The 22,096-nt window shown below is 49.7% G+C and carries 23 protein-coding genes and 1 riboswitch; of the genes, 9 read left to right on the top strand and 14 right to left on the bottom strand.

Annotation, left to right across the window (positions count from 1 at the left end):
* Positions 1–10: 10 nt before the first annotated feature.
* Positions 11–107: riboswitch (TPP riboswitch) on the bottom strand.
* Between the two features lie 239 nt (positions 108–346).
* Complete coding sequence (locus ACYVIC_RS08745; protein WP_460859104.1) at positions 347–1,987, bottom strand: methyl-accepting chemotaxis protein; 1,641 nt, start codon at positions 1,985–1,987, stop codon at positions 347–349.
* 192 nt (positions 1,988–2,179) lie between these two features.
* On the opposite strand from ACYVIC_RS08745, the gene ACYVIC_RS08740 reads away from it, so the two are divergent.
* From ACYVIC_RS08740 to ACYVIC_RS08730, 3 genes are all read left to right on the top strand, one after another.
* Positions 2,180–3,040, top strand: coding sequence for a cation diffusion facilitator family transporter (locus ACYVIC_RS08740; protein WP_460859102.1), 861 nt, complete (start codon positions 2,180–2,182; stop codon positions 3,038–3,040).
* A 31-nt stretch (positions 3,041–3,071) separates the two neighbouring features.
* Positions 3,072–3,476: a hypothetical protein gene (locus tag ACYVIC_RS08735; RefSeq protein WP_460859101.1), complete on the top strand. Its 405-nt coding sequence runs from the start codon at positions 3,072–3,074 to the stop codon at positions 3,474–3,476.
* Positions 3,477–3,544: 68 nt separating this feature from the next.
* Positions 3,545–5,443, top strand: coding sequence for a putative bifunctional diguanylate cyclase/phosphodiesterase (locus ACYVIC_RS08730; RefSeq protein ID WP_460859099.1), 1,899 nt, complete (start codon positions 3,545–3,547; stop codon positions 5,441–5,443).
* Between the two features lie 76 nt (positions 5,444–5,519).
* On the opposite strand, the gene mgtE is transcribed toward ACYVIC_RS08730, so the two are convergent.
* Positions 5,520–6,866: a magnesium transporter gene (gene mgtE / locus ACYVIC_RS08725; RefSeq protein ID WP_460859098.1), complete on the bottom strand. Its 1,347-nt coding sequence runs from the start codon at positions 6,864–6,866 to the stop codon at positions 5,520–5,522.
* Positions 6,867–7,048: 182 nt separating this feature from the next.
* On the opposite strand from mgtE, the gene ACYVIC_RS08720 reads away from it, so the two are divergent.
* Entirely contained in the window at positions 7,049–8,665 is a 1,617-nt protein-coding gene (locus tag ACYVIC_RS08720; RefSeq protein WP_460859096.1) for a BamA/TamA family outer membrane protein, read from the top strand.
* A 1-nt stretch (position 8,666) separates the two neighbouring features.
* Here ACYVIC_RS08720 and mutM read toward each other — a convergent pair whose 3' ends face one another.
* From mutM to radC, 5 genes are all read right to left on the bottom strand, one after another.
* A complete protein-coding gene (gene mutM / locus ACYVIC_RS08715) occupies positions 8,667–9,476 on the bottom strand; it encodes a bifunctional DNA-formamidopyrimidine glycosylase/DNA-(apurinic or apyrimidinic site) lyase (protein ID WP_460859095.1) in 810 nt (269 codons plus the stop codon).
* A 2-nt stretch (positions 9,477–9,478) separates the two neighbouring features.
* Entirely contained in the window at positions 9,479–9,961 is a 483-nt protein-coding gene (locus ACYVIC_RS08710) for a hypothetical protein (RefSeq protein ID WP_460859093.1), read from the bottom strand.
* A gap of 91 nt (positions 9,962–10,052) precedes the next feature.
* Positions 10,053–10,208, bottom strand: a complete 156-nt coding sequence (gene rpmG, locus ACYVIC_RS08705) for a 50S ribosomal protein L33 (RefSeq protein WP_008219722.1) — start codon at positions 10,206–10,208, stop codon at positions 10,053–10,055.
* Between the two features lie 11 nt (positions 10,209–10,219).
* Positions 10,220–10,456, bottom strand: a complete 237-nt coding sequence (gene rpmB / locus ACYVIC_RS08700; protein WP_040551802.1) for a 50S ribosomal protein L28 — start codon at positions 10,454–10,456, stop codon at positions 10,220–10,222.
* Positions 10,457–10,620: 164 nt separating this feature from the next.
* The gene (gene radC, locus ACYVIC_RS08695) at positions 10,621–11,295 is read right to left on the bottom strand and encodes a RadC family protein (RefSeq protein WP_460859090.1); all 675 of its coding nucleotides are present in this window, start codon (positions 11,293–11,295) and stop codon (positions 10,621–10,623) included.
* An 82-nt stretch (positions 11,296–11,377) separates the two neighbouring features.
* Here radC and coaBC point away from each other — a divergent pair, with 82 nt between their 5' ends.
* The 3 genes from coaBC to slmA all read left to right on the top strand — a co-directional run bounded on the left by coaBC (position 11,378) and on the right by slmA (position 13,853).
* On the top strand, positions 11,378–12,589 hold the full coding sequence (gene coaBC, locus ACYVIC_RS08690) for a bifunctional phosphopantothenoylcysteine decarboxylase/phosphopantothenate--cysteine ligase CoaBC (RefSeq protein WP_460859088.1): 1,212 nt from the start codon (positions 11,378–11,380) through the stop codon (positions 12,587–12,589).
* A 35-nt stretch (positions 12,590–12,624) separates the two neighbouring features.
* Positions 12,625–13,083 (top strand): dUTP diphosphatase, encoded by a 459-nt coding sequence (gene dut / locus ACYVIC_RS08685; protein WP_460859087.1) that lies wholly within the window; start codon positions 12,625–12,627, stop codon positions 13,081–13,083.
* A gap of 179 nt (positions 13,084–13,262) precedes the next feature.
* Positions 13,263–13,853 (top strand): nucleoid occlusion factor SlmA, encoded by a 591-nt coding sequence (gene slmA / locus ACYVIC_RS08680; RefSeq protein WP_335735944.1) that lies wholly within the window; start codon positions 13,263–13,265, stop codon positions 13,851–13,853.
* A gap of 216 nt (positions 13,854–14,069) precedes the next feature.
* On the opposite strand, the gene ACYVIC_RS08675 is transcribed toward slmA, so the two are convergent.
* The 3 genes from ACYVIC_RS08675 to rph form a co-directional block, all read right to left on the bottom strand.
* The gene (locus ACYVIC_RS08675) at positions 14,070–14,441 is read right to left on the bottom strand and encodes a diacylglycerol kinase (RefSeq protein ID WP_460859085.1); all 372 of its coding nucleotides are present in this window, start codon (positions 14,439–14,441) and stop codon (positions 14,070–14,072) included.
* A gap of 247 nt (positions 14,442–14,688) precedes the next feature.
* Entirely contained in the window at positions 14,689–15,336 is a 648-nt protein-coding gene (gene pyrE, locus ACYVIC_RS08670) for an orotate phosphoribosyltransferase (protein WP_460859083.1), read from the bottom strand.
* A 34-nt stretch (positions 15,337–15,370) separates the two neighbouring features.
* Positions 15,371–16,084: a ribonuclease PH gene (rph, locus tag ACYVIC_RS08665; protein ID WP_092789284.1), complete on the bottom strand. Its 714-nt coding sequence runs from the start codon at positions 16,082–16,084 to the stop codon at positions 15,371–15,373.
* Between the two features lie 125 nt (positions 16,085–16,209).
* Here rph and ACYVIC_RS08660 point away from each other — a divergent pair, with 125 nt between their 5' ends.
* Positions 16,210–17,070 (top strand): YicC/YloC family endoribonuclease, encoded by an 861-nt coding sequence (locus ACYVIC_RS08660; RefSeq protein ID WP_460859082.1) that lies wholly within the window; start codon positions 16,210–16,212, stop codon positions 17,068–17,070.
* Positions 17,071–17,219: 149 nt separating this feature from the next.
* The gene (locus ACYVIC_RS08655; protein ID WP_460859080.1) at positions 17,220–17,528 is read left to right on the top strand and encodes a hypothetical protein; all 309 of its coding nucleotides are present in this window, start codon (positions 17,220–17,222) and stop codon (positions 17,526–17,528) included.
* A gap of 208 nt (positions 17,529–17,736) precedes the next feature.
* Here ACYVIC_RS08655 and ACYVIC_RS08650 read toward each other — a convergent pair whose 3' ends face one another.
* From ACYVIC_RS08650 to ACYVIC_RS08635, 4 genes are all read right to left on the bottom strand, one after another.
* The gene (locus tag ACYVIC_RS08650) at positions 17,737–18,861 is read right to left on the bottom strand and encodes a hypothetical protein (RefSeq protein ID WP_460859078.1); all 1,125 of its coding nucleotides are present in this window, start codon (positions 18,859–18,861) and stop codon (positions 17,737–17,739) included.
* A gap of 48 nt (positions 18,862–18,909) precedes the next feature.
* A complete protein-coding gene (locus ACYVIC_RS08645) occupies positions 18,910–20,259 on the bottom strand; it encodes a type II toxin-antitoxin system HipA family toxin (protein ID WP_460859077.1) in 1,350 nt (449 codons plus the stop codon).
* Positions 20,249–20,539 (bottom strand): helix-turn-helix domain-containing protein, encoded by a 291-nt coding sequence (locus tag ACYVIC_RS08640; RefSeq protein WP_460859075.1) that lies wholly within the window; start codon positions 20,537–20,539, stop codon positions 20,249–20,251. Before ACYVIC_RS08640 ends, ACYVIC_RS08645 begins: the two co-directional genes overlap by 11 nt.
* A gap of 376 nt (positions 20,540–20,915) precedes the next feature.
* A complete protein-coding gene (locus ACYVIC_RS08635; protein WP_460859073.1) occupies positions 20,916–22,037 on the bottom strand; it encodes a Fic family protein in 1,122 nt (373 codons plus the stop codon).
* Between the last annotated feature and the right edge of the window lie 59 nt (positions 22,038–22,096).

Raw genomic sequence — 22,096 nt, 5'->3', positions numbered from 1 at the left:
TCACACCAGCTTGAGGAGTTAGCACCATCCCTCCGCCGGTATAATCCGGATCAGGTTATAAGGGTTCGCCTTACGGCATCTCAGCTATTGCACCCCTTGGTTGCGCGGCAAGTGTAAAGCCTTTTATTTGCGCATGCAACGTGCAAAAGACGGCTAAACACCTATAGTTGTAGCGGAGTTATACTGTATTCGCGTGTCGGCTGGTGTTTATTCCATCACCAACGCGTTGTGCAGCAGCAATTGTGTTTTCTGAATTGGTAAGCCAGGGGCTGATTTATGCTGCCAGCCTGAGGCAAACCGGCAGCCAGATTTAGGCGGTTTATTGAGCCTGCATAGCAACTTAAGTTTAACGGACTCCGGTAGTGAACACTTGCCAATCTTCTGTTAATTGCGTTGCCAGTTGGTTTAACTGCTCACTGGCATCAGCAGCACGGGCTGCACCATCACTTAGCTGCACTATATCGCCGTTTAGCAGATGAATATTTTGTGCGATGTCTGCCGAAACAACCTGCTGCTGCTCCGTTGCCGAGCAAATGGTTAAATTGGCATCAGTAATTTTTTCCACTGCGCCTGCCAGCGCGGTAAAACGAGCACCTGCGTCTTGCGCTAATTGCACGTTGCTATCCGCATCCTTGTAAGCCCGCTGCATTGCTTCTACTGCACTGGCGGCCTGCTGCTGTAACTGACTAACCATGTTGTTTATTGACTCTGTCGCTTGCTGGGTATTGGCCGACAGCGTGCGTACCTCGTCTGCCACTACCGAAAAACCCCGCCCGGCCTCACCGGCACGCGCAGCCTCAATAGCAGCATTTAGCGCCAGTAAATTAGTTTGCTCTGAAATCTTACGTATCACGTCTACCACACCGGAGATCTGGCCCGACTCTTGCTGCAGCTGGCGTACCACCTGCGCACTATGCTCAAGCTGTCGCGCCAATTCAGTGATTCCGGCAGCACTTGCAGTGGCGACACCCTGCCCTGACGCACATAGCGACTTTGCTTGTTGCGCAGCATCAGCCGCACCTCTTGCATTCACAGCAACGTCCTGCACACTGACGCTCATTTGCTCAACAGCAGTAGCTAACTGGCTGGCCTGCCCGGCCTGACGCCCGGCACTTTGGCTAACGTTATCGCTGCTTTGAAACACCAATGCCGCCTTCTCACCCAATACCGTTGAACTGTGGCCCAGTTTTACTACTAATTGTTCAAAATGATTGATCATCTGATTCAGCGCCCTTGCGGCATCGGCCACTTCATCTGCACCAAGATCATTGGCTCTTAAGGTTAAATCTGAGCTTTGCTGCACCAGCTTCAACATATCGCGCAGCGCCCACAGTGGCCGGCATACCGAGCGCTGCACCGCCCAAATTAAGCCGCTAATCAACAGCACTAGTAGGCCTGCACCAGAGATATAAGCCTGTATTAACTGAGTGGTAAAGTGCTCGGCAGAATCTCTTACCGTAGCGGCAGCAGCAATTTGTTGCTGAATAAATGCCTCTGCCAGCTTGGTAAAGCCGGTAATGCGCAATTCAATTTCGTTATTAACGGTTGATTCATTCAGAATACGCACTAACAAAGCGTCGCTGCCGGCATAACTTATCCACTCCTGATAGTGCTTTATCGCCTTATCAAAACTCTGGTCCAGCTCGGCATAAAACTCAGCACTGTCTTGCACCGGCCGGCTTTTGCCAAAAGCCTGCCAATGCTGCTGCGCTTGCAGTATATGCTGTTTTATTGCTTGCTCAGTAGCCTCGGCAGAGGCCCAGCCGGTACGGTATTTACGAATATCCTGCAGTGCACTTTGCTGCAAAACTTGCTGCACCGCCATAACATCCGACAAGATGGCCAAGTGGTTATCATACAGCTGATTAAACAGCTTATCTTTTTGCTGTGCCGACCAAAACGCAGCCAGTATCACCAGCAACAAGATAAATAATGGCAACACGCCCAGTAATAACACCCGGCTGGAAATTTTTAACTTTGACAGCATAGTAAGCCCAAGTTTGCAGATAACATCTGCGGCAGTCTAATCAGGTTAAATGACATAATTGTGACAAACAACGTTGATTCGTCACAGTATGCGCTGTGCTACCAAAGTACTTCGTTGTTTGTCAGGTCACAGATGACTTTAACCGCAGGCTACTCTACACTGCTATAACTTGCTGAGGTTACGGGAAATACCATGTTATCGCTGCGGCCGCGACAATTATTGTTGCTGTCTTTAGTGGCAGCTTTTGCCACTATGGCGCTAAAAACCCTGGCCTGGTATCTGACGGGTTCTGTCGGCTTTTTGTCTGATGCTATAGAATCGCTGGTCAACGTTGCCGGTGCCGGCTTTGCGCTGTTGATGGTTAGCCTGGCTCGCCGCCCAGCTGACGACGGCCATCCTTATGGACATAGCAAGGCCGAGTATTTATCCGCCGCCTTTGAGGGTGGGCTGATTTTTATCGCTGCCATTGCTATTTTTATCACTGCAACAGAGCGCTTAATTAACCCACAACCTATTGCTACGCTGGGTATGGGTACCGCACTGACCGTGTTCGCCAGTGTGATTAATCTGGCGATAGCTCTGCTACTGCTGCGCGGTGCCAAACAACACAGTTCTCCGGCGCTGGAGGGCGATGGCAAACACTTGCTCACTGACGTCTGGACCACATTCGGCGTGGTAATGGGCGTAGCATTGGCAGCTTACAGCGGTTACAGCTGGTTAGACCCTGTCGTTGCCATTGCCGTGGCTATGCATATCCTGCACGAAGGCGCCGGTATATTGTATCGCGCAGTAAACGGGCTAATGGATAAAGCCTTGCCTGACTCGACCCTGGCGCAGATAGAGCAAACTCTGAACAACTTTAGCAGTGACGCAGTACAGTTTACTGATCTGCGCACCCGCGCGGCTGCCACACTCAAATTTGCCGAGGCCAAGATGCAGGTGCCTGCCCTGTGGAGCGTGCAGCAGGCACACCAACTGGCAGATGAAGCCGAGCTGGCGGTACAACAACTTGGTGTAGAACTTGTATTGCATATTGAACCGGCGCAAAAATAAACATGCACAACATTACGCCAAGGAAGCAAACATGAGCAATAAAACCGAAGCAGAATGGCTGAGCTTGCAGCGCAGTTTCAGCCAATATGACACTCAAGCACTGTGGCTAAAGCTAATAACCATTACGGCGTGTTTGTACCTGTTACACACCGGCAGTAGCCTAAACCTGCAATTGGCAAGCATTGCGTTGTTTTGGCTGCATGAAGCCATGTTACGCACGGTACAGCACCGCACGGCCATACGTTTATTGCAGCTGGAGCAGGCGCTGGCACAACATGCAGATGCTGGTATGCAATGGCACAGCCAATGGCAGCAAAACCGTGGTGGTAGCCTGGCGCTGGCCAGCGATTATCTGCGTCAGACGTTAAAACCGACTGTTGCCCTCACCCATCTGCTGCTATTGGCACTTTGCTTTTTCACGGCAATTTACCGCTAGTAAGCCTAAGACGGTACTGGAGTTTTTAACATTTGCCGCTACAGTTAATCAGACGTAGCGGTATAGCAATGGCAGCAGGCAGTATGCTGGAAAAGTATTTTTCCGATCTGGACACTCAGGATTACCAACAACAATTTTCGCATTTTCGGCTGCGGCGCCTGCTGCAAATAACCGGCTTTACCTTATTTGGCCTTATTCTGGCCATGGTGGTGGCTAGCGGCACCACTAAACTATTAATTTTTTTAGGTTGTGTTGCACTGTTTATTGCAGGTTTGTGCGCTTTAAAACACCGGGCACTGTTATCTGCCTATATATTGCTCTGGTCTATGGCACTAATGTTATCTGCATTGGCTTTTAACTCGGGCGGCTTGCGCGACCTGGCATTACTGGGCTATCCCGGCTTACTCGTCTATGCCGCCATGCTGGGCAGTGTAGGTTTGTTTTATTCATTGCTGGTTTTTGTGCTGTCGTTTTGTACCTTGCTAACCTGGCTCACACTATCAGGCTACCTGCAGCCGGTTATTCCGTCACTTACCTGGCAGCATCTGGTGTTTGTCGCCGTTATCTTGCTGGTGACCGGTTTTAGCGTCTACCTAATGGTGCGGGATATGCGCCTGTTAATGCAATCGTTACAGGCAGAGAACAACAAAGTTAAAGCCAGCCGGCAGGAAATTGAACGGCTGGCACATCATGATCCATTAACCGATTTACCCAACCGCATTCTGGGTGAACAGCTGTATAACCAGCAATTACACTACTGCCGGGAGCACAAGCAGCAACTGGCCATTTTGTTTCTTGATCTGGATAATTTTAAGCCGGTAAATGACTCCCTGGGCCACTCGGCCGGCGATATTCTGCTGCGCGAGCTCGCGCAGCGTTTGCTTGCTCAACTGACGCCACCACAGCAGGTTATCCGTTTTGGCGGTGACGAGTTTTTGTTTTTAATCCCCAGCGATGCCGACAGGCAACCCGTCAGTGCTATGGCTGCCCGCCTGATTGAAGCGGCAACCTTACCGTTTAATGTTATGCAAACCAATGTGGTGGTATCAGGCTCTATTGGCATAGCGGTAGCGCCAACCGATGGTACTGAGTTTAATGTACTTTGCCGCAAAGCCGACTTAGCGATGTATAAAGCAAAAGGCGATGGCCGCAACACCTTTCGTTACTATGACGACAAGTTGGATCAGGACAATATTGATAAGTTTAATTTGCTGCAGCGGCTACGTCAGGCCATACGACAACAAGAGTTTACCCTGTACTATCAACCCAAAGTAGCGCTGCAAAGCGGTCATATTCATTCTGTCGAGGCGCTGCTACGCTGGCCGCAACATGATGGCAGTATGATAAGCCCGGCCGATTTTATTCCGCTGGCCGAGCAATGCGGCCTGATTGCAGAGTTGGGTAATTGGGTACTGCAAGAAGCCTGCAAAGCCTGTGCACGGCTTAGAGCTCAGGGGTTTAGCACGCTGCGTGTCGCCGTCAATTTGTCTTATGTGCAATTTAAAAGCGACAACTTAGAATTACTGGTGCAGCAGGCCTTACTGGCGGCGCGTCTGCCCGCCTCAGCGCTGGAGCTGGAGCTGACAGAATCCTTGCTAATTGGTGACACCGACTTTATTCAGCAGCAACTGAACAGCTTAAGTAAATTGGGGGTAACCTTTGCTATCGATGATTTTGGCACCGGTTATTCTAACCTCGGCTATCTGCGCAGCTTTAACGCCACCACGCTAAAAATTGACCGCTCATTTATCAGCTCGCTGTGTTTATCTGCACGCGACGAACCTCTGGTGCAAGCCATTATAAACATGGCAGCCAGCCTGGGGCTGAAAACCGTTGCCGAAGGCATAGAAGATGAAGCGACGTTACAAAAACTGATTTCGCTGGGCTGTGACGATGGTCAGGGGTTTTACTGGTCACCCGCCATACCAGAACAAGACCTGCCAGCACTTTTACATCAGCAGCAATAACACTGCACAACCACCATCGCCAGCTATACTTGATGCCAACCACTTGCCAGCTTAGCCCCGGTCTTGCCATGCGGCGCTAAGACAACCCCAAATACCAGGTCGCAATAGAGAAATACAACACTACGCCAGCGACGTCGGCAATAGAGGTAATCAGCGGGCCGCTGGCGGTGGCAGGGTCCAGCTTAAAGCGGCTGAGTAAAAACGGCAGTGATAAGCCAATTAAGCTACCGGCCAGTACCACCAGCATCATAGTAGCCGCCACGACTACGGCAATATCATAACCGCCGCGCCACCAGCCTAAACCCACTACCGCCGCTGCCATCGTTAAGCCCAATAAGCCAGCGACTAAACATTCCTTGCCCAGCAAGTAGCCCCAGTCGCGTAACTTAATTTCCCCCGTGGCCAAAGCGCGCACCATCAGAGTACCTGACTGTGCTCCGGCATTGCCGCTGCTGCCAATTAACAATGGCAGAAAAAACAGCAACGCTATATGGCTGGAAATAGTGCCTTCAAAGTGCGCAATGCCGGCACCGGAAAAAATATTGCCAAATACCAGAATAACCAGCCATAGCACGCGTTTGCGGTACAACAAGCCAATGCTGGCATCTTTAACGCTGGTTTCCAGTTTGCCTATCGTCGCCGTTTTGTGGAAATCTTCAGTGGCTTCAGCGGCAACAACATCCATGGCATCATCGTAGGTGACAATACCTACCATCTGGTGTTCACTGTTTACAATGGGCAGCGCCAGTAAGTCGTACTTGGCGATAAGCGCAGCGACGTCTTCCTGTGGCATGCCCACGCTGGCGTAAATAGGGTCGTGGTTAATCAGCTCTTCTATTGGCATCTGTAGTGGCGCCAAAATAAGGTCGCGTAGTGTTACTACACCGGTCAGCTTACGGCTGGCATCCACCACATAGGCGGAGTAAATGGTTTCTTTATCCGGAGCTTCGCGGCGCAACGAATCCAGCGCCTGACCTACACTGAGCTGCTGCGCCAGAATGGCGTAATCAGACGTCATAATAGCGCCAGCAGTTCCCTCTTCATGGGAGGTTAGCCGCAGTAAGTCCTCACGTTCGGCCTGTGCCAGGGCCGGTAACAGGCTTTCACGTTGCTCATCGCTTAAGCGGTTAAATAAATCGGCGCGCTCGTCTGAAGACATCTGACGGATAATCGGCGCCAGTTTGCGCCGGCTAATACTAATAGATAAGTTAACCTGATGTTCTGCCGGTAAATAACCAAACACTTCGGCCTGCTCTGCCCGGGGCAATACGGTTAGCAGCGTCCATAAATCATTCGGCGCAAACTCAATCAGTGCACTGGCAACGTCGGCCGGATGCACATCGTCCAATTGTTCACGCAATTGGGGTACTGTGTTAGATTCCAGAGCACTGCGCAGGGTAGCAATTAGCGTGGGTAGTTCCATAGCATAAATCCCTTAGCAGTAATTAACGTATTGCTGAATAAGCAAAAAATGATTGCTATTTTATAAAGCATAGCGGTTAATCTCAACTGAATATCGCAGCCGGGTAATATACTCAGCTCGGGTTAAGGCAACTTTAAGCAAGCTGATCTAAACTCGAAACATAGCTGCAGCTGGAGCCGTTAATGAAGATGAAGTTTAGTATAAGCCTGTTTTTGTTGTTTACCGTACGGGTTTATGCTGACTGCCAACCTGTGGCTGAAAATCAGTTTCTTACCAGCGATGATGGCATCTCTATCCGTAGCATCAGCTTTAGCGCTAACAATGTCTTCGATTTAACTGACAAAGCATCATTTTGGCTGCATGAATTTGCTAACTACACCCACACCGTAACACAGGATTCGGTGCTGGTTGATGATTTGCTATTTAAAGCCGGTGATCCGCTGCGTATTGACGTGCTAGCCGAAACAGAGCGTTTACTGCGTAGCAGAAGATATATCCGCGAAGCAGAGGTTAACATTAGCCATTATTGCGCCAGCGACAACAGTGTTATTGTTAACGTAAGTACCTGGGATAACTGGTCTTTACTACCAACGCTTGATTTTTCCAGCGAGGGTGGCCGCACTAAAAGCGCTATCGGCGTTGAAGAGGACAATCTGCTGGGCAGTGGCAACAGACTTAACCTGGAATACAAAAACGACAGTGAACGTACCGGCATTGGTTTTATATTTTATTCACCCAATATGTTTGGCAGTTTCTGGAACAGCACTGTTGCCTATAGTAAAAACAGTGATGGTAATAATTATCAGCTTAGCGTTAACCGGCCGTTTTATCGCTTGTCATCGCCCTGGGCACTGGGGCTCGAAATAGACCGCACGGCAGAAGATATCTATGAATACGACGCCGGTGATGAATACAACAGCTTTCAGCGTCAGCGCAACCACGCTAAAGCAGAGTTTGGCTACCGCTTGCACCCTGACAGCCACAACATACACCGGCTTAAGTTTGCAGCTGAACTTGAAAATGTTAAGTTTTATACTACTGAGAGTACCTTTTTCGGCATTCCACCTGACCGCAATTTAGCCAGGATCTGGCTGGAATACGAAGCCATTCAGGCAGATTACAAAAAACTGTTTAATATCAATTCGTTCAACCGCACTGAAGACTTTAATTTTGGCTGGCAACTTAATACCCGGCTGGGCAAATACAGCAAAAGCTTGGGCGCAGACGAAGATGCGTTATTCTGGCAAGTAAGCGCAGCAAAAAACTGGCAGCTGGCCGCCGATCTTTACCTGCTATCAGATCTAAGCTGGTTGCAGCGTCAGTTTAACCAACCGCAATACCTGCTTAGCTCGCACTGGCAACTGATAAAACAGTTAGATGAATACCAGAGTGTTATAGGCAAGCTTACGCTGGATAAAGGCCAGAAGTTATTTCGCGATGAACCAATATACATAGGCGGGGACGATCAGTTACGCGCCTATCCCAGCTACTTTCGCAGTGGTGAAGCCAGAGCTTTAGTTACCGCAGAGTACCGCCGTTATACCGACTGGTCGCTGTGGCAACTGCTTGATGTCGCCTTTGCCAGCTATATCGACGCCGGTAAGGTGTGGCAAAATGCCGAGCAAAATGCCAATACCGCCGCTGGCAGTACCTTAGTGGGCGTGGGAGCCGGCGTTAGATTACTGTCTAATCATTCCAGCCGTGGTACGATGATCCATATCGATCTGACCAAAGCCATTACCGACAATGAAAACGTTAGTGGCGTTGAGTTGCGTGTGACAGCAACCAAAAGCTTTTAACCTAATACTGACAACGGGCACAGTATACCGTACTGCGCTGCCCCAGCCGGATTTCAGTTAACACCTCATCACAGTTGACACATGGCTGGCCACCACGACCATACACCAGTAACTGTTGGGCAAAATAGCCCGGTTTACCATCGGCCTGGCTAAAATCTTTTAATGTGGTGCCACCTTGTTTAATAGCAGCAGCTAAGGTGTTTTTAATTACTGGCAGCAGTTTTTCCAGTTGCTGTGCAGTTACCGCTTTTGCCGGCTTAGATGGCAGAATACCCGCTTTAAACAACGCTTCGTTGGCGTAGATATTACCCACGCCCACCACCACATGGTTATCCATTAGCACCAGCTTGGCCGCACTACCGCGTTTGGCAAAGGCTGCAGTTAAATGCGCCAGATTAAACTGGTCACTCAGTGGCTCCGGGCCTAAACTCGCCAACAACGGATGCACTTCTCCTTTTTGCTGCCACAGCACGGCTCCAAAGCGGCGGGTGTCGTTTAACCTGAGCACCATACCACTGGCTAACACTAAATCGATATGGTCATGTTTGGTTGGCGGGGTATCAGAGGATATCACCTTTAAATGACCGGACATGCCCAGATGCAGAATAATATCGCCCTGCGGCAGCTGAATAAGCAAGTACTTAGCCCGGCGGGTTACCGACAACACCGGTTGGTTGGTTTGCGCTAATACTTCATCCGGTACCCACCAGCGCAACTGACGCTGGCGTGCAATCACCTTAACTAATTGCTGGTTTTCCAGATAGGGGCTAATGCCCTGGCGCGATACTTCTACTTCAGGTAATTCTGGCACGCTTACTCCGCCGTATTCATTAAAAACAGCTGCGCCGCCTGAGCAGCACTTAACTGATAAAACTGGCTTTGGCCGGCTTGCTGCAATAAAAACTGGCCGTCATGGCTGTCAGAAGCCGGATACAATAACCAAATCAGCGGTGCATTTTGCCCCACCAACTGAACGCTGGCCTGCGCTAACGGCACCCGGCTTCTATCCGGCGCGACCGACACCGGCGTCAGCAAACTGTGTTGCCAGGCAAGTGCCAGCCTTGTTGCGTCAACCGCCTGCGGCAATGCCGGTTGTAATTGCCATTGTGGCCCGGCTTTAATTAGCCTTTGGTTAGCAAAGCCAACCATTAACAGTTCAGTATCAAGCGGGATCAGCCGGTGCTCTGGCGTATTTAATTGCTGTAAACGCTGCGGTATGCCATACAGGGCAAACATTAAAATCAGCACCGCGAAAATCAGCACATTGTTCCAGTTACGACGGGACAGTTTTATCATGATAATACCGGTCAGCAAGACGACGCGGCATAGTAACTCAGGCAGGCGTTAAAAAGCAAAAACCCGGCGGTGGCCGGGTTTCTGTGTTCGATTACTTGATTTTCGCTTCTTTGAAAATCACATGCTTACGCACTTTAGGATCGAACTTTTTGATTTCCATCTTTTCTGGCATGGTGCGCTTGTTCTTCGTAGTTGTATAGAAGAAACCAGTGCCTGCAGAAGAGACTAAACGGATTTTATCGCGCATTTTTTATTTCCTTACACCTTGTGACCGTTAGCACGCACTTCGGCTAATACCGCATCGATACCTTTCTTATCGATGATGCGCATACCACGGGTAGAAGTACGTAATGTAACAAAACGGTTTTCACTTTCAACCCAGAAACGGTGAGTTTGCAGGTTAGGCAGGAAACGGCGCTTAGTAGCATTGTTGGCGTGTGAACGACGGTTACCCACCATCGGACCTTTACCAGTTACTTGGCACACTCTAGACATGTCAATAGTTCTCCAAAATTACATCAGCTTGAGCTGTCATCACCCTTCCGGCCAAGAAGGTTGCCCCAAAACAAGAGGGCGCAATTTATACACGAATAAGCCGCCTTATTCAAGCGAAATCTTTCGCCCGCGCGCAAAGATCCAGCTAGGATCTATGCAGATCTTCACAGCCAGCCACGCTCTGCAAAGGAGATCACATCAGCATCGCCCACTATAAAGTGATCCAATACCTTGATATCTACCAACATTAGCGCCTGAACTAAACGTTCAGTAATCGCTTTATCCGCCCGGCTGGGCTCGGCCACGCCGGATGGATGATTGTGCGCCAGAATAACAGCGGCGGCATTATGCGCTAAAGCCTGCTGAACTACAATACGCGGATACACCGGCGACGCATCTATTGTGCCAGCAAATAGCGGCTCAGCTTTAATTAACCGGTGCTGGCTATCTAAATACAGCAGTAAAAACACTTCGCGTTGCTCACCACTAATAGCGTGTTGCAAATAACGCTTTACGGCATCCGGTTCGGTAAACACGGTATCGCGCTGGATTTGTTGCTGCAAATAACGTTTGCTTAGCTCCAGCACTGCCTGCAATTGCACAAACTTCGCCTCGCCCAAGCCTTTTGCCGAACAAAAATCGTTTTGGCTGGCGCCAAGCAAACGTCGCAATGAACCAAACTGATTTAACAACTGCCGCGCCAGTGTAACCGCATCGGTACCGGCGATACCGGTGCGCAAAAAAATTGCCAGTAACTCGGCGTCTGAAAGCGCCATGGCACCTCTATCGAGTAGTTTTTCCCGTGGCCGCTCAGAGGCGGGCCAGTGTCGAATACTCATGCAATCACTCCCTGAATTGATGCTGAATTTGTGTTTCCATGCTATCTTAGCGCCAGTTTTTTCCACTTCCGGTGGCTCTGTTATGCAGCAAACGCTTGCCAACAAACGTATTTTACTGGGTATAAGCGGTGGCATTGCCGCCTATAAGAGTGCTGACTTAGTACGCCGCCTAAAAGATCGCGGTGCCGATGTACGGGTTATTTTAACCGACGCTGCCCAGCACTTTATTACGCCGCTTACCTTACAAGCCTTGTCGGGCAACCCGGTTAGCACCAGTTTGCTCGATCCGGCTGCCGAAGCCGCCATGGGCCATATTGAACTGGCAAAATGGGCCGACATGGTCTTAATTGCTCCGGCCAGCGCCGATGTTATTGCACGTATCGCGCACGGTTTAGCTAACGATTTACTGACTACCTGCATTTTGGCTACCAGCGCCCCGGTTGCAATTGCCCCTGCAATGAACCAGCAGATGTATAAAAACATAGCCACTCAACAGAATTTAGCCAAGCTTAGTTCATACAATTTTTACATCTATGGCCCTGGCATTGGCGATCAGGCCTGTGGCGACACCGGCGCAGGCCGCATGTTAGAGCCATTACAGCTGGCCAGCGCGCTAGAAGAACATTTTCTAGCTGAACAACAACTTAATAACATTAAAATTACAATAACAGCCGGTCCCACCCGTGAAGCCATCGATCCGGTGCGTTATATCTCAAACCACAGCTCGGGCAAGATGGGTTTTGCCTTGGCCGCTGCCGCCGCTGCCATGGGCGCCGACGTAACGCTTATCAGCGGCCCGGTGCAGTTAGCTACCCCTGCCGGCGTAAAGCGTATTGATGTCAGCAGCGCGCAGCAAATGTTCGATGCAGCACTGGCGCAAGCGACACAAAGCGATGTTTTTATCGGCTGTGCCGCAGTAGCTGATTATCGTGTGGCCAATATCGCCAACGAAAAAATGAAAAAACAGGGCGATGACGCACTCGAGCTAAAGCTGGTGCAAAACCCGGATATTATCGCCAGCGTAGCGGCACTTAGCCAAAACCGGCCTTTTACCGTTGGCTTTGCTGCTGAAACCCAGAATGTGCTGCAATACGCCAAAGATAAACTGGCACGCAAAAAACTGGATCTGATATGCGCAAACGACGTATCTAACCCACAGCTGGGCTTTAACAGCGATGACAATGCTGTCACGTTGCTTTGGCACTCTGGTGAGCAGGCCTTACCGGCGCAATCCAAAGCCGCGTTAGCCAGGGCCATATTGCTACATATCCATCGCCAGCTTACTGGCGGGTAATTAATAACCACGTTAAAAGAAGAGTTAAGCCGTAAATGAAAAAAGCCATTGATTTAAAAATCCTCGACCCACGTATTGGCACTGAGTTTCCACTACCGGCTTATGCCACACCGGGCTCTGCCGGTTTAGACCTGCGTGCTTGCTTAGATACCGCGCTAAGCTTAGCGCCGGGTGAAACGGTATTAATTCCAACCGGCTTATCTATTTTTATTGGCGATGCAAACCTGTGTGCAACCATCCTACCGCGCTCTGGCCTGGGCCATAAGCACGGTATCGTGCTGGGTAACCTGGTTGGCTTAATCGACTCGGATTATCAGGGGCCGTTAATGGTATCAATGTGGAACCGCGGCAACGACAGCTTTACCATTGAGCCGGGTGATCGCATCGCCCAACTGGTATTTATGCCGGTGGTGCAGGCAGAATTTACTATCGTGGATAGCTTTGAGCAGACAGCGCGCGGCGAAGGCGGCTTTGGCCATTCCGGTAAAGCTTAATTAGCTAAAATCACACTGTTTTACCTAGCGCCGAAGGCCGGTGTACTTATGCAGCAGCGGCATGGATGCCGCGGAGCCTGAGAGGGCACAGGGATGTGATCCTTGAAGGCGGCGAAATAAGTATTTCCGGCTGCAGGCGCCAGCACCAGACTCTAAGTTACTTTTTTACAGGACTCGCAATGCCGGCACCACGCAGTACAAACCGCAAAGAAGATATTCTGCAAGCCTTAGCCGCTATGCTGCAAAGCAATAACGGCCAGCGTATTACCACGGCAGCACTGGCTGAAAAGGTCGGCGTATCCGAGGCCGCGCTATATCGCCACTTTCCCAGCAAAGCACGAATGTTTGAAGGTTTAATCGAGTTTATTGAAGACACACTGTTGTCGCGCATTAACGTAATTCTGGACGAGCATAAAGACACTGCCAGCCGCACCGAACTTATTTTGCAGCTGATATTGGTGTTTGCCGAACGCAACCCGGGCATTTGCCGCATATTAACCGGTGATGCACTGCAGGGCGAGCAGGAACGCTTGCAAGAGCGGGTAGCGCAATTATTTGAAAAGCTGGAGACCCAGTTAAAGCAATGCCTGCGTGAGCGCAAGCTGCGTGAAGGTAAAGGCTTTAATATCGACGAAGGCGAACTGGCCAACCTGCTGCTGGCCACGGTAGAGGGTAAACTCAGTCAGTTTGTCCGCTCCGGTTTTACCCGCTTACCAACCCAGCATTGGGCCAATCAGTGGGCTTTGCTGCAACAAACGCTGTTTGGTTGAATTCCACACCGAAGCACAGAGCAGCGTAGCTGGTGTGCTTTCGTAGCAGCGGCAACTAAGGTGATAACGTCAGGGATTAGGAAATGCTTTCTTCGCCGGCTTCAAGGATCACATCCCTGTGCCCTCTCAGCCTGCGCGGCATCCATGCCGCTGCTACGAAAGCACACCAAATCCCTTCCTTAATCAGCCACATTTTTTTCCGGCGACAGAAACAGCTTAAAAGAAACGTTCGTATAGTGCCGCGCCCCATACCAGGGCTACTATTACTAAGCTAACAAACACCGCTGCCGAACCCATATCTTTAGCGCGGCCCGACAATTCATGCCGCTCCAGGCCGACCCGGTCAGTTAATGATTCAATAGCCGAATTTAATAGCTCTACCACCAGCACTAAACACCATACACTTACCAACAGCGCAAACTGGCTCAGCGAGTTCGCCAGCCAGGCCGCTAACGGCACCGAGATAACGGCTAAGGTAGTTTCCTGACGAAAGGCCGATTCATGCTTCCAACTGGCGGCAAAACCCTGCATAGAGCATTTTGCGGCTTTGATAATGCGGCCTAAACCAACACCGTTTGGTTTTAACATCTGTTTGTCCTTGCTCCACTGTGTATCTTCGACCTGCCACTAGAATATCAGGTACAGGGTCAGGTGTGCTGTGGCAACAGCGAGTGTTGCAGCCTTCGCATCAACTTCGAAGTACAGCCAAGTGTCAGGAAATGCTTTCTGCACCGGCTTCAAGGATCACATCCCTGTGCCCTCTCAGCCTGCGCGGCATCCATGCCGCTGTTCCGAAAGCACACCTGACACTTCGCTCTCTGGCCATCGTTGTGCTTTAAGCGTTAACACCATACTGCGCACGGTACGCTTTCACCGCTTCCAGATGCTGTGCCAGCTCCGGCTTATCGGCTAAATAGCTGATCAGATCCGGCAGGCTGATAATCGAGATGACCTTAGTATTAAAATCACGCTCTACTTCCTGAATAGCCGACAACTCACCCTGGCCGCGCTCTTGCCTGTCCAATGCAATCAGTACACCGGTAAGCTCTGCGCCCTGCGCCTGAATTAACTGCATAGATTCACGGATCGCCGTGCCGGCAGTAATCACATCGTCCACCAACATAATGCGGCCCTTTAGCGGCGAGCCGACTAAATTGCCGCCCTCGCCATGGGTTTTCGCTTCTTTACGGTTAAAACAGTACGGCACATCACGGTTATAATGATCCGCCAATGCTACAGCTGTTGTAGTAGCAATAGGAATACCCTTATACGCCGGGCCAAACAGCACATCAAACTGCAAACCACTGTCTTGCAGTGCCGCGGCATAAAAACGGCCCAGTTTGGCTAAATCGCCGCCAGTATTAAACAGCCCGGCATTAAAAAAGTACGGGCTGGCGCGGCCGGATTTCAGCGTAAAACTGCCAAACTTAAGTACCTGACGCGACAGCGCAAACTCAATAAAATCAATTTGAAATTGTTTCATAGCCTGATCTTTACCTCAAAACCTTAACTAAGCCTTAAGCCAGTACGCGCTTTTGCTCGTCAATAATTTCACGGATGGCATGTTTGCCTAAATCCATCATCTGCTGCATTTCTTCAAAGCTAAACGGCGCTTCTTCGGCCGTGCCCTGAATTTCAATCACTTTGCCGGTTTCGGTCATGACGATATTCATATCGGTTTCGGCGTTGGAATCTTCGGCGTAGTCTAAATCGGCCACCGCAGTGCCTTTATAAATACCTACCGATACGGCGGCTACCATAAAATTCAGTGGGTTGGTTTTAATAATGCCTTTAGCACGCATATGGTTAAGGGCATCAACTAAGGCCACACAAGCACCGGTAATAGAAGCAGTGCGGGTGCCACCGTCAGCCTGAATTACGTCACAGTCGATCGTAATGGTATTTTCACCCAACAGTTTTAAATCTACTGCGGTGCGCAGCGCGCGGCCAATTAAGCGCTGAATTTCCATCGTACGGCCACCTTGTTTACCGCGTGCCGCTTCGCGGTCATTACGGGTATGGGTAGCGCGTGGCAGCATGCCGTATTCGGCGGTTATCCAGCCCTTGCCCTGGCCTTTCATAAAGCGTGGCACACCTTCAATTACGCTGGCGGTACAAATTACCTTGGTATTACCAAATTCAACCAATACTGAGCCTTCAGCATGAGCGGTAAATTGACGGGTAAACGTAAGGGGACGGATCTGACTGGCGGTTCTGCCACTTGGACGCATAGCTGCACTCCTGAAATTAACAATGGCCAACATTATAAGTGTTAAAGCCGGCAAGGGCTATCTATTCGCCAAATTCGCCGAACCTGCGGTATACTCGGTGTTTATTTGTCGCCAGAGAATTAATTATGATCCACAGCATGACCGCCTTCGCCCGTCACGAAACCAAAGCCAGCTGGGGCACCGCCCAGTGGGAGATCCGCTCGGTAAACCAGCGTTACCTGGAATCCTACTTTCGCCTGCCAGAGCAGTTTCGCGGCTTAGAAAGCCTGCTGCGCGACAAACTCCGTAACGCCCTGCAGCGCGGCAAGATAGAAGTAAACCTGCGCTACCACGCCAATCAGGCCGCCGGTGAACTCACGTTAAACGAAGTGTTCGCCGAGCAATTGCTGCAAAAAGCGCAGCAGTTATTGCAAAAAGCCCCGCAAGCGCAGCTCAATATCGCCGACATTCTACGCTGGCCGGGTGTCATGGAAACCCCAACGGAAGACTTAGACGCGCTGCAAGGCGAACTGCTGGCCGGTTTCGACGCCGCCCTGCAAGACTTCTTAGCCGGCCGTGGCCGCGAAGGCGAAGCCATCGAGCAAATGATCCAGCAGCGCTTAACCGCCATCGGTGAGCAGGTAGCGTTTGTTCGCGGCCATTTACCGCAAGCCATGCAATGGCAGCGCGATCGCATTTTAAACCGCTTAAACGAAATTAAAGCCGATATCGAGCAAGGCCGTTTAGAGCAGGAAATGGCGTTTTTAGCCTCAAAATCTGACGTCGCCGAAGAGCTGGACCGCCTCGATGCCCACATCAAAGAAACCCGCCACACGCTGAAAAAAGGCGGCGCCTGCGGCCGGCGCTTAGATTTTATGATGCAGGAATTTAACCGCGAAGCGAATACGCTGTCGTCCAAAGCCATCAGCACCGAGATCACCAATGCCGCGGTGGAGCTTAAGGTGTTAATTGAGCAGATGAGAGAGCAAATTCAGAATATTGAGTAAACGGCTAATAGCAGTATATTGAATACGCGATATCTTAAACACGTACCATAAACCCCATAATTAAAAATCTCAGCTCTTCATGGTGCGTGGTTGGTTGTTTACATGCACGCAGATCAGTAACAGTTGAACGTGTCAACAGGAACCCAAGAATGACGACTCTTTTTACAGAATTGATGAAAGACAGTGCTTACAGGCTGGAGCAATTCAAACAAGAAAAAATCGACCAGCTAGAATCAGCAATTTCTTTGAAACAGACTGGCAAGAAGTTTGTGCCTTATGTTAATTGCATTGTTCGAGGCAAACCTATCAAGCTAACCCCAGAAGAAGCCATTCGCCAGCTCTACCTCTTAGTCTTGCGCGATGACTTAGGCTATGTAGGTTTACTTCCTCTTGCACCTGTTGATGCGCATTTGAGGGTGAGCGACAACAACACTCAAAATCCGCTGCTGGTGTGCTGAGTGTGTGGGTGATTGGGTAGTTGGGTTCATCGTTTCTATTTTTTCCAAAATAAGCCTCACTGATCTGTTAAGTTCAGTTAGGAGTTTGCCCCACTAGGATTAAAGAGCTAAACGGACGCAGTAGACCTTTTGGTGGGCTTACAACCTTTCAATCAACCCTCAATCAGTTTTTTGCTAACGTCATTTGGCCGACTTATTGCCTCATCGTTTAAAGCAAATCACTCAAGCGATTTAACAGCGCTTTACGGCTATTATTCGCCACAACAAAACGCTTAAAGCGTTGTTCAAACGCCGCTTCATCCGCTTTGAACTGATAGGCCTCAAACAGCTGATGCAGATAGCGTGATGCCGCATCGTAACCACTGGCGCAAGTTCGATCCGCTTGCTCTTGTGCTTGCTGCCAGTAGTGCTCACGCTGGTTGTAAATATCCGTCAATGCTTTTTCTTTTTCTTTTTCTGCTTTTTCGAGGGCCATTTTCTTTACGAGCGCTTCGGCTTGCTCTTGCTGCAATTGGCTTTGCGCTTGCTCGATAAAAGGGGAAATTACTTCGGGGGTTAACCAGTATTGATAGATTTCGTCTGTGTTGGCAGGTTCTTTTCGCGTCAGTGCTAAGGCTTGGTGTCGGGTTAGCTGGCCTTGCTCAAACAGCGTGCGTAATAGCGTGTCTTTCTCTACTTGCGAGAGATTATGGAGCCATTCATCAAATTGAAATTGGGTTTGTTTGGCTTGGTGACTGGGTTGTTCGTTCAGCACCATGGCGAGAGCCTTAACCAAGGCTAAAGGAATATCATACAGCGCAGCAAACGCCTGCACCTCTTCACTGAGGTGCTCAAAATCGAATTGAATTAACGGCACTCGCTCAACGTCATCATTAAAATCAAACATTTTGAGCCACATAAAGTACACAAGGCGCCAATCCCCTTGCATTAACCCGCTTCGTAACCCAGCTAAATGCTGGAAAAAGTCGTCAGCATGCTCATCGTCAAAATACTCGTCATACTCCTCAAGGGAAAAAATCAGCAACTGCCACTCATCGTTTTCGTGAACATGAAGCCCATCACTTGAAAAGCCAAGTAAAGCTTCAGGGAGCGTTCCTGCTGGTAGCTTGATGTAGGCATCGATTGAGCCCCAATCGGCATAGTAAAAACCGATATCAAAGTATTTTAACATCAGCTCAAAAGGCTCCGCCTTTAGGTCACTGTAGGTGTAATACACCTGAAAGGACGTAGCGCTGATCTCGGCACGGCTTGAAATTGATCGGAGTGCTTGACGTGCTTTAGCATCTAAATACCCATCCAGACGCTCAAATTTATAGTATTGATATTCGCTCACGATGACCTTGCTATTTATTTGTTGTGAATTGAAATGTTTGCTTTACTTTTATTGAAACAGCGCTGCATTTTCCTGTTTTCGCAGATCCAATGTCTTAGCAATCGCAGTCACTGTTGTTTTACTGATCCCTTGCTGCCGTGCAAGGTGAGTAAATTGGCTGATGGCTTCTGCAACTTCTTCAATGACTTGCTTTGCCTCATGCCAGCTCCCATAGCCAGCACTGGTCGCTAGCTTTTGCATCACCTTAATCGGTGGCGCTTTGCCATAACCCCCGAACGCAGTGGCGTGTTCGTTGAATGGATGTGGGCTGTAGGTAACATCGTAAAAAGGGGTAGAATCCCATTGACCGTCATCCGCTTGCAAAAACGCCCAGTTTTTACTGTGGTCGTCTTGGTTAGACGACAGCAGGTTAAACATGGCTCGACGAAATTGCAGTTGCCCAGCCGCTGGAGATTTACACAACTGACGGCTGGCTTTGATCAAATCAATGTAATCTAAACTTGGCGTTCTAAAGTCTGCATCCAGCAGCCCGCAAGCGCTGTGCATATGCAAGCGACCTGAACTGCGATTGCCGCTTAAATTGGTCTGCTCCGTGACATAATCAAAACGCTTAAGCGCCAACCAGGCAGGCGCACCGCTGGTAGTTGGTGCTTCAATGAGTTGCCATTGCGGCGGTTGACACTTAGCAAGTTCTGCCATTTGTAAATAAACCGCCTCGCACAAACCTTCTTCATGGCCGAGCGCGAGATTCTTCGAGGTAAATTTAATCAGCCAAGCCTCATCTCCAGGCTGAGCAAAGGTTCTACAATGCTGAGTTTCCCCAGCAGGCATATAAATCTGCGCCTTAGGCCTTGCCCCACCCGAACTACCTCCGGCGACTAATGCGGCCAACACCTGCTGAGTATGTCCATCTAACTCATCGTGGTTGTCGTCTATATAATCTGACATTGACGCATCGAACAGCGTTTGCGCTTCTAAGCCTAAAGTAGCTAGATCAATATCCGTGTTCGTCGTGGTTGAAAACTCAGACACCGGAGAAAAAGACAGCGCTCCCATGCCTTTATCACCAACAAAAGCCAGCCGGTCCATCGCAGTTAATTGATTAGGCAAGATGCCCTTTTGCCGGAAAATACGATCTTGTAACAGCATGCCCCAGCCATCGGGCAAACAATCTCCAAATACGCCATGTACACCTTGATGCGGCGTTTTAGGTGCAACTTGAACTTGTGTGCTCGCTTGCAGGGTAAACGGTGATAAATTGCCAAACTGCTGCAAATAGCTGTCTGCATACTGGAAAAAAACACCTTGGCGATTCTGCGCCAAGACCCCTACAGCAACCTGCTCACCTGAGCTTAGCGTACGAGTAACATTAAGCTTCTGAATCGGTTTAAAACTCATCTTTTAGCACCTCATCAATACTAGAGGGCATTGTAGCGCGCTCTTTGCTAGGTTGTGTGAGTTGATAGAGCCTATCTAGCGAATCAAGCGTCTGCCAAAGCAACAACAATTGGCGAAATGAAATTTGACCAGTCAACTCAAACTTCTTGATGGTGGCTGCAGGCACGCAGCTTCGCTCTGCCAGCGCAGCGCGTGACAGCTTTGCCTGCTTTCGTAACTCACGTAAATAAGCCGCATAGGCTTGGCTTACATCGGTATCATCAAGTAAGGTAAAATTCATCTGCAAACACCAAATGGATACAATTATGCCCATTATAGCGAAATAAAACCAAAAATGGATACTATCATATCTATTTATGAGTGAGATACTGAAAGTGCACTCGATAAAGCCTTTCAAAACTGCTATTTTTGAGCCCTAACAGCAGCACAAAAACGGCACTGTTTTTCCGTAGTCATAGCCAAGAAGCACCACTAAGATTTCGTAAAAGCCATAGGCAAGTGGTGGGCAGTTTGGTGGGCAAACAGGCATTTTTTAGCGGTTTCTTTTCGATAAGTTGTTGAGTTTGTGAGGGTCTAGGCCGCTACTCAATGAGCAGATCCAAAACGTTGAATAAAATGAAGTTGCCGGACATTAAACAGTGGGTTCAATCAGGAACCTACTGTTTAAAAATGACATACCGGGTACTTCTCCCCCCCGCTGCAGTTTTCACCAAACACCCCATTTCCACTAACTGAGCTAAATGCCGGCTGGCCGTCGCCGGGCTTAACTTGGCCACTTTGCCGTATTGGCTATTGCTTATGCCGTCGCTGAAGTCGCCATCCAGCAGCCGGTTTAGTACTTTCACTTGCTCTTTATTCAATTGCGTTTGATCTACCCGTTGCCAGAAGCGGGTTTTTAGCAGCGTTTGTTCGATATCAGCCAACACCTGCTTTAGGCTAGCGGCTAGCGTGTCGAGAAACCAAACCAACCAAGCAGTGATATCAGTATCGCCTTTTTGGCTTTGCTCAAGAATATCGTAGTAACTGCTTCGCCTTTCCAGGATAGCAACCGACATGGCATAAAAGCGGATGGACTGATGTTCGGCTTGCGCCAGCGCCAGATCAGTCAGCAGCCTGGCCAAGCGGCCATTGCCATCTTCCAGTGGATGAAGTGTGATAAACCAGAAATGCGCAATGCCGGCTCGTAGCAGCGGGTCTAACTTGGCGTCATCCCGCGAGCGGTTAAACCAGTCGATAAAGCAATTAAGCTCGCCTTCCAAAACTTCACGTGGAGGTGCTTCGAAATGTACTTTAGGGCGATCTATCCGGCCGGAGACCACCTGCATCGGCTCGTTACCGCGAAGCTGCCCGCCCTGCACTCTCTGCATCAATGTACTGTCGGTCGGAAATAGCCAGGAGTGCCACTGGAATAATCGCTCCAGCGTTATTGGCTGCTGCCAATTACCGATAGCGTCGGTCACCATCGCAGCAAGGCCGTCAGACTGGGTAGTCGTTGCAACGCTTTGTTGCTCATCAATACCTAGCTTTCGGGCTAATGATGAACGCACCACGCTATGATTAAGGCGCTCACCTTCGATAGCACTGGATGTGAGAATGTTGGCAAGCATGGTATCCAGTGCCGCCTGCTGGTTGTTCTGTACACCCATTTTGCCCAGCAACACGCCCTGCAAAAAGTGCAGTTCACGTAACTTAGGCGTCAGTGCCGCATGATCATAACGAAAGACTGGCGATGCCTTTTGCTGACGGCCGGGCCAATCGGGTTGTTGCCAAATCCACATAGGCTAATCTTCTGCTTATTGAGGTGAATAAATTGCACAATCTACTCATATAGTGAGGT

Source organism: Rheinheimera gaetbuli (assembly GCF_054781935.1).
Note: the sequence above shows the minus strand (reverse complement) of the source record. Positions and strands in the feature narration are given on the sequence as shown.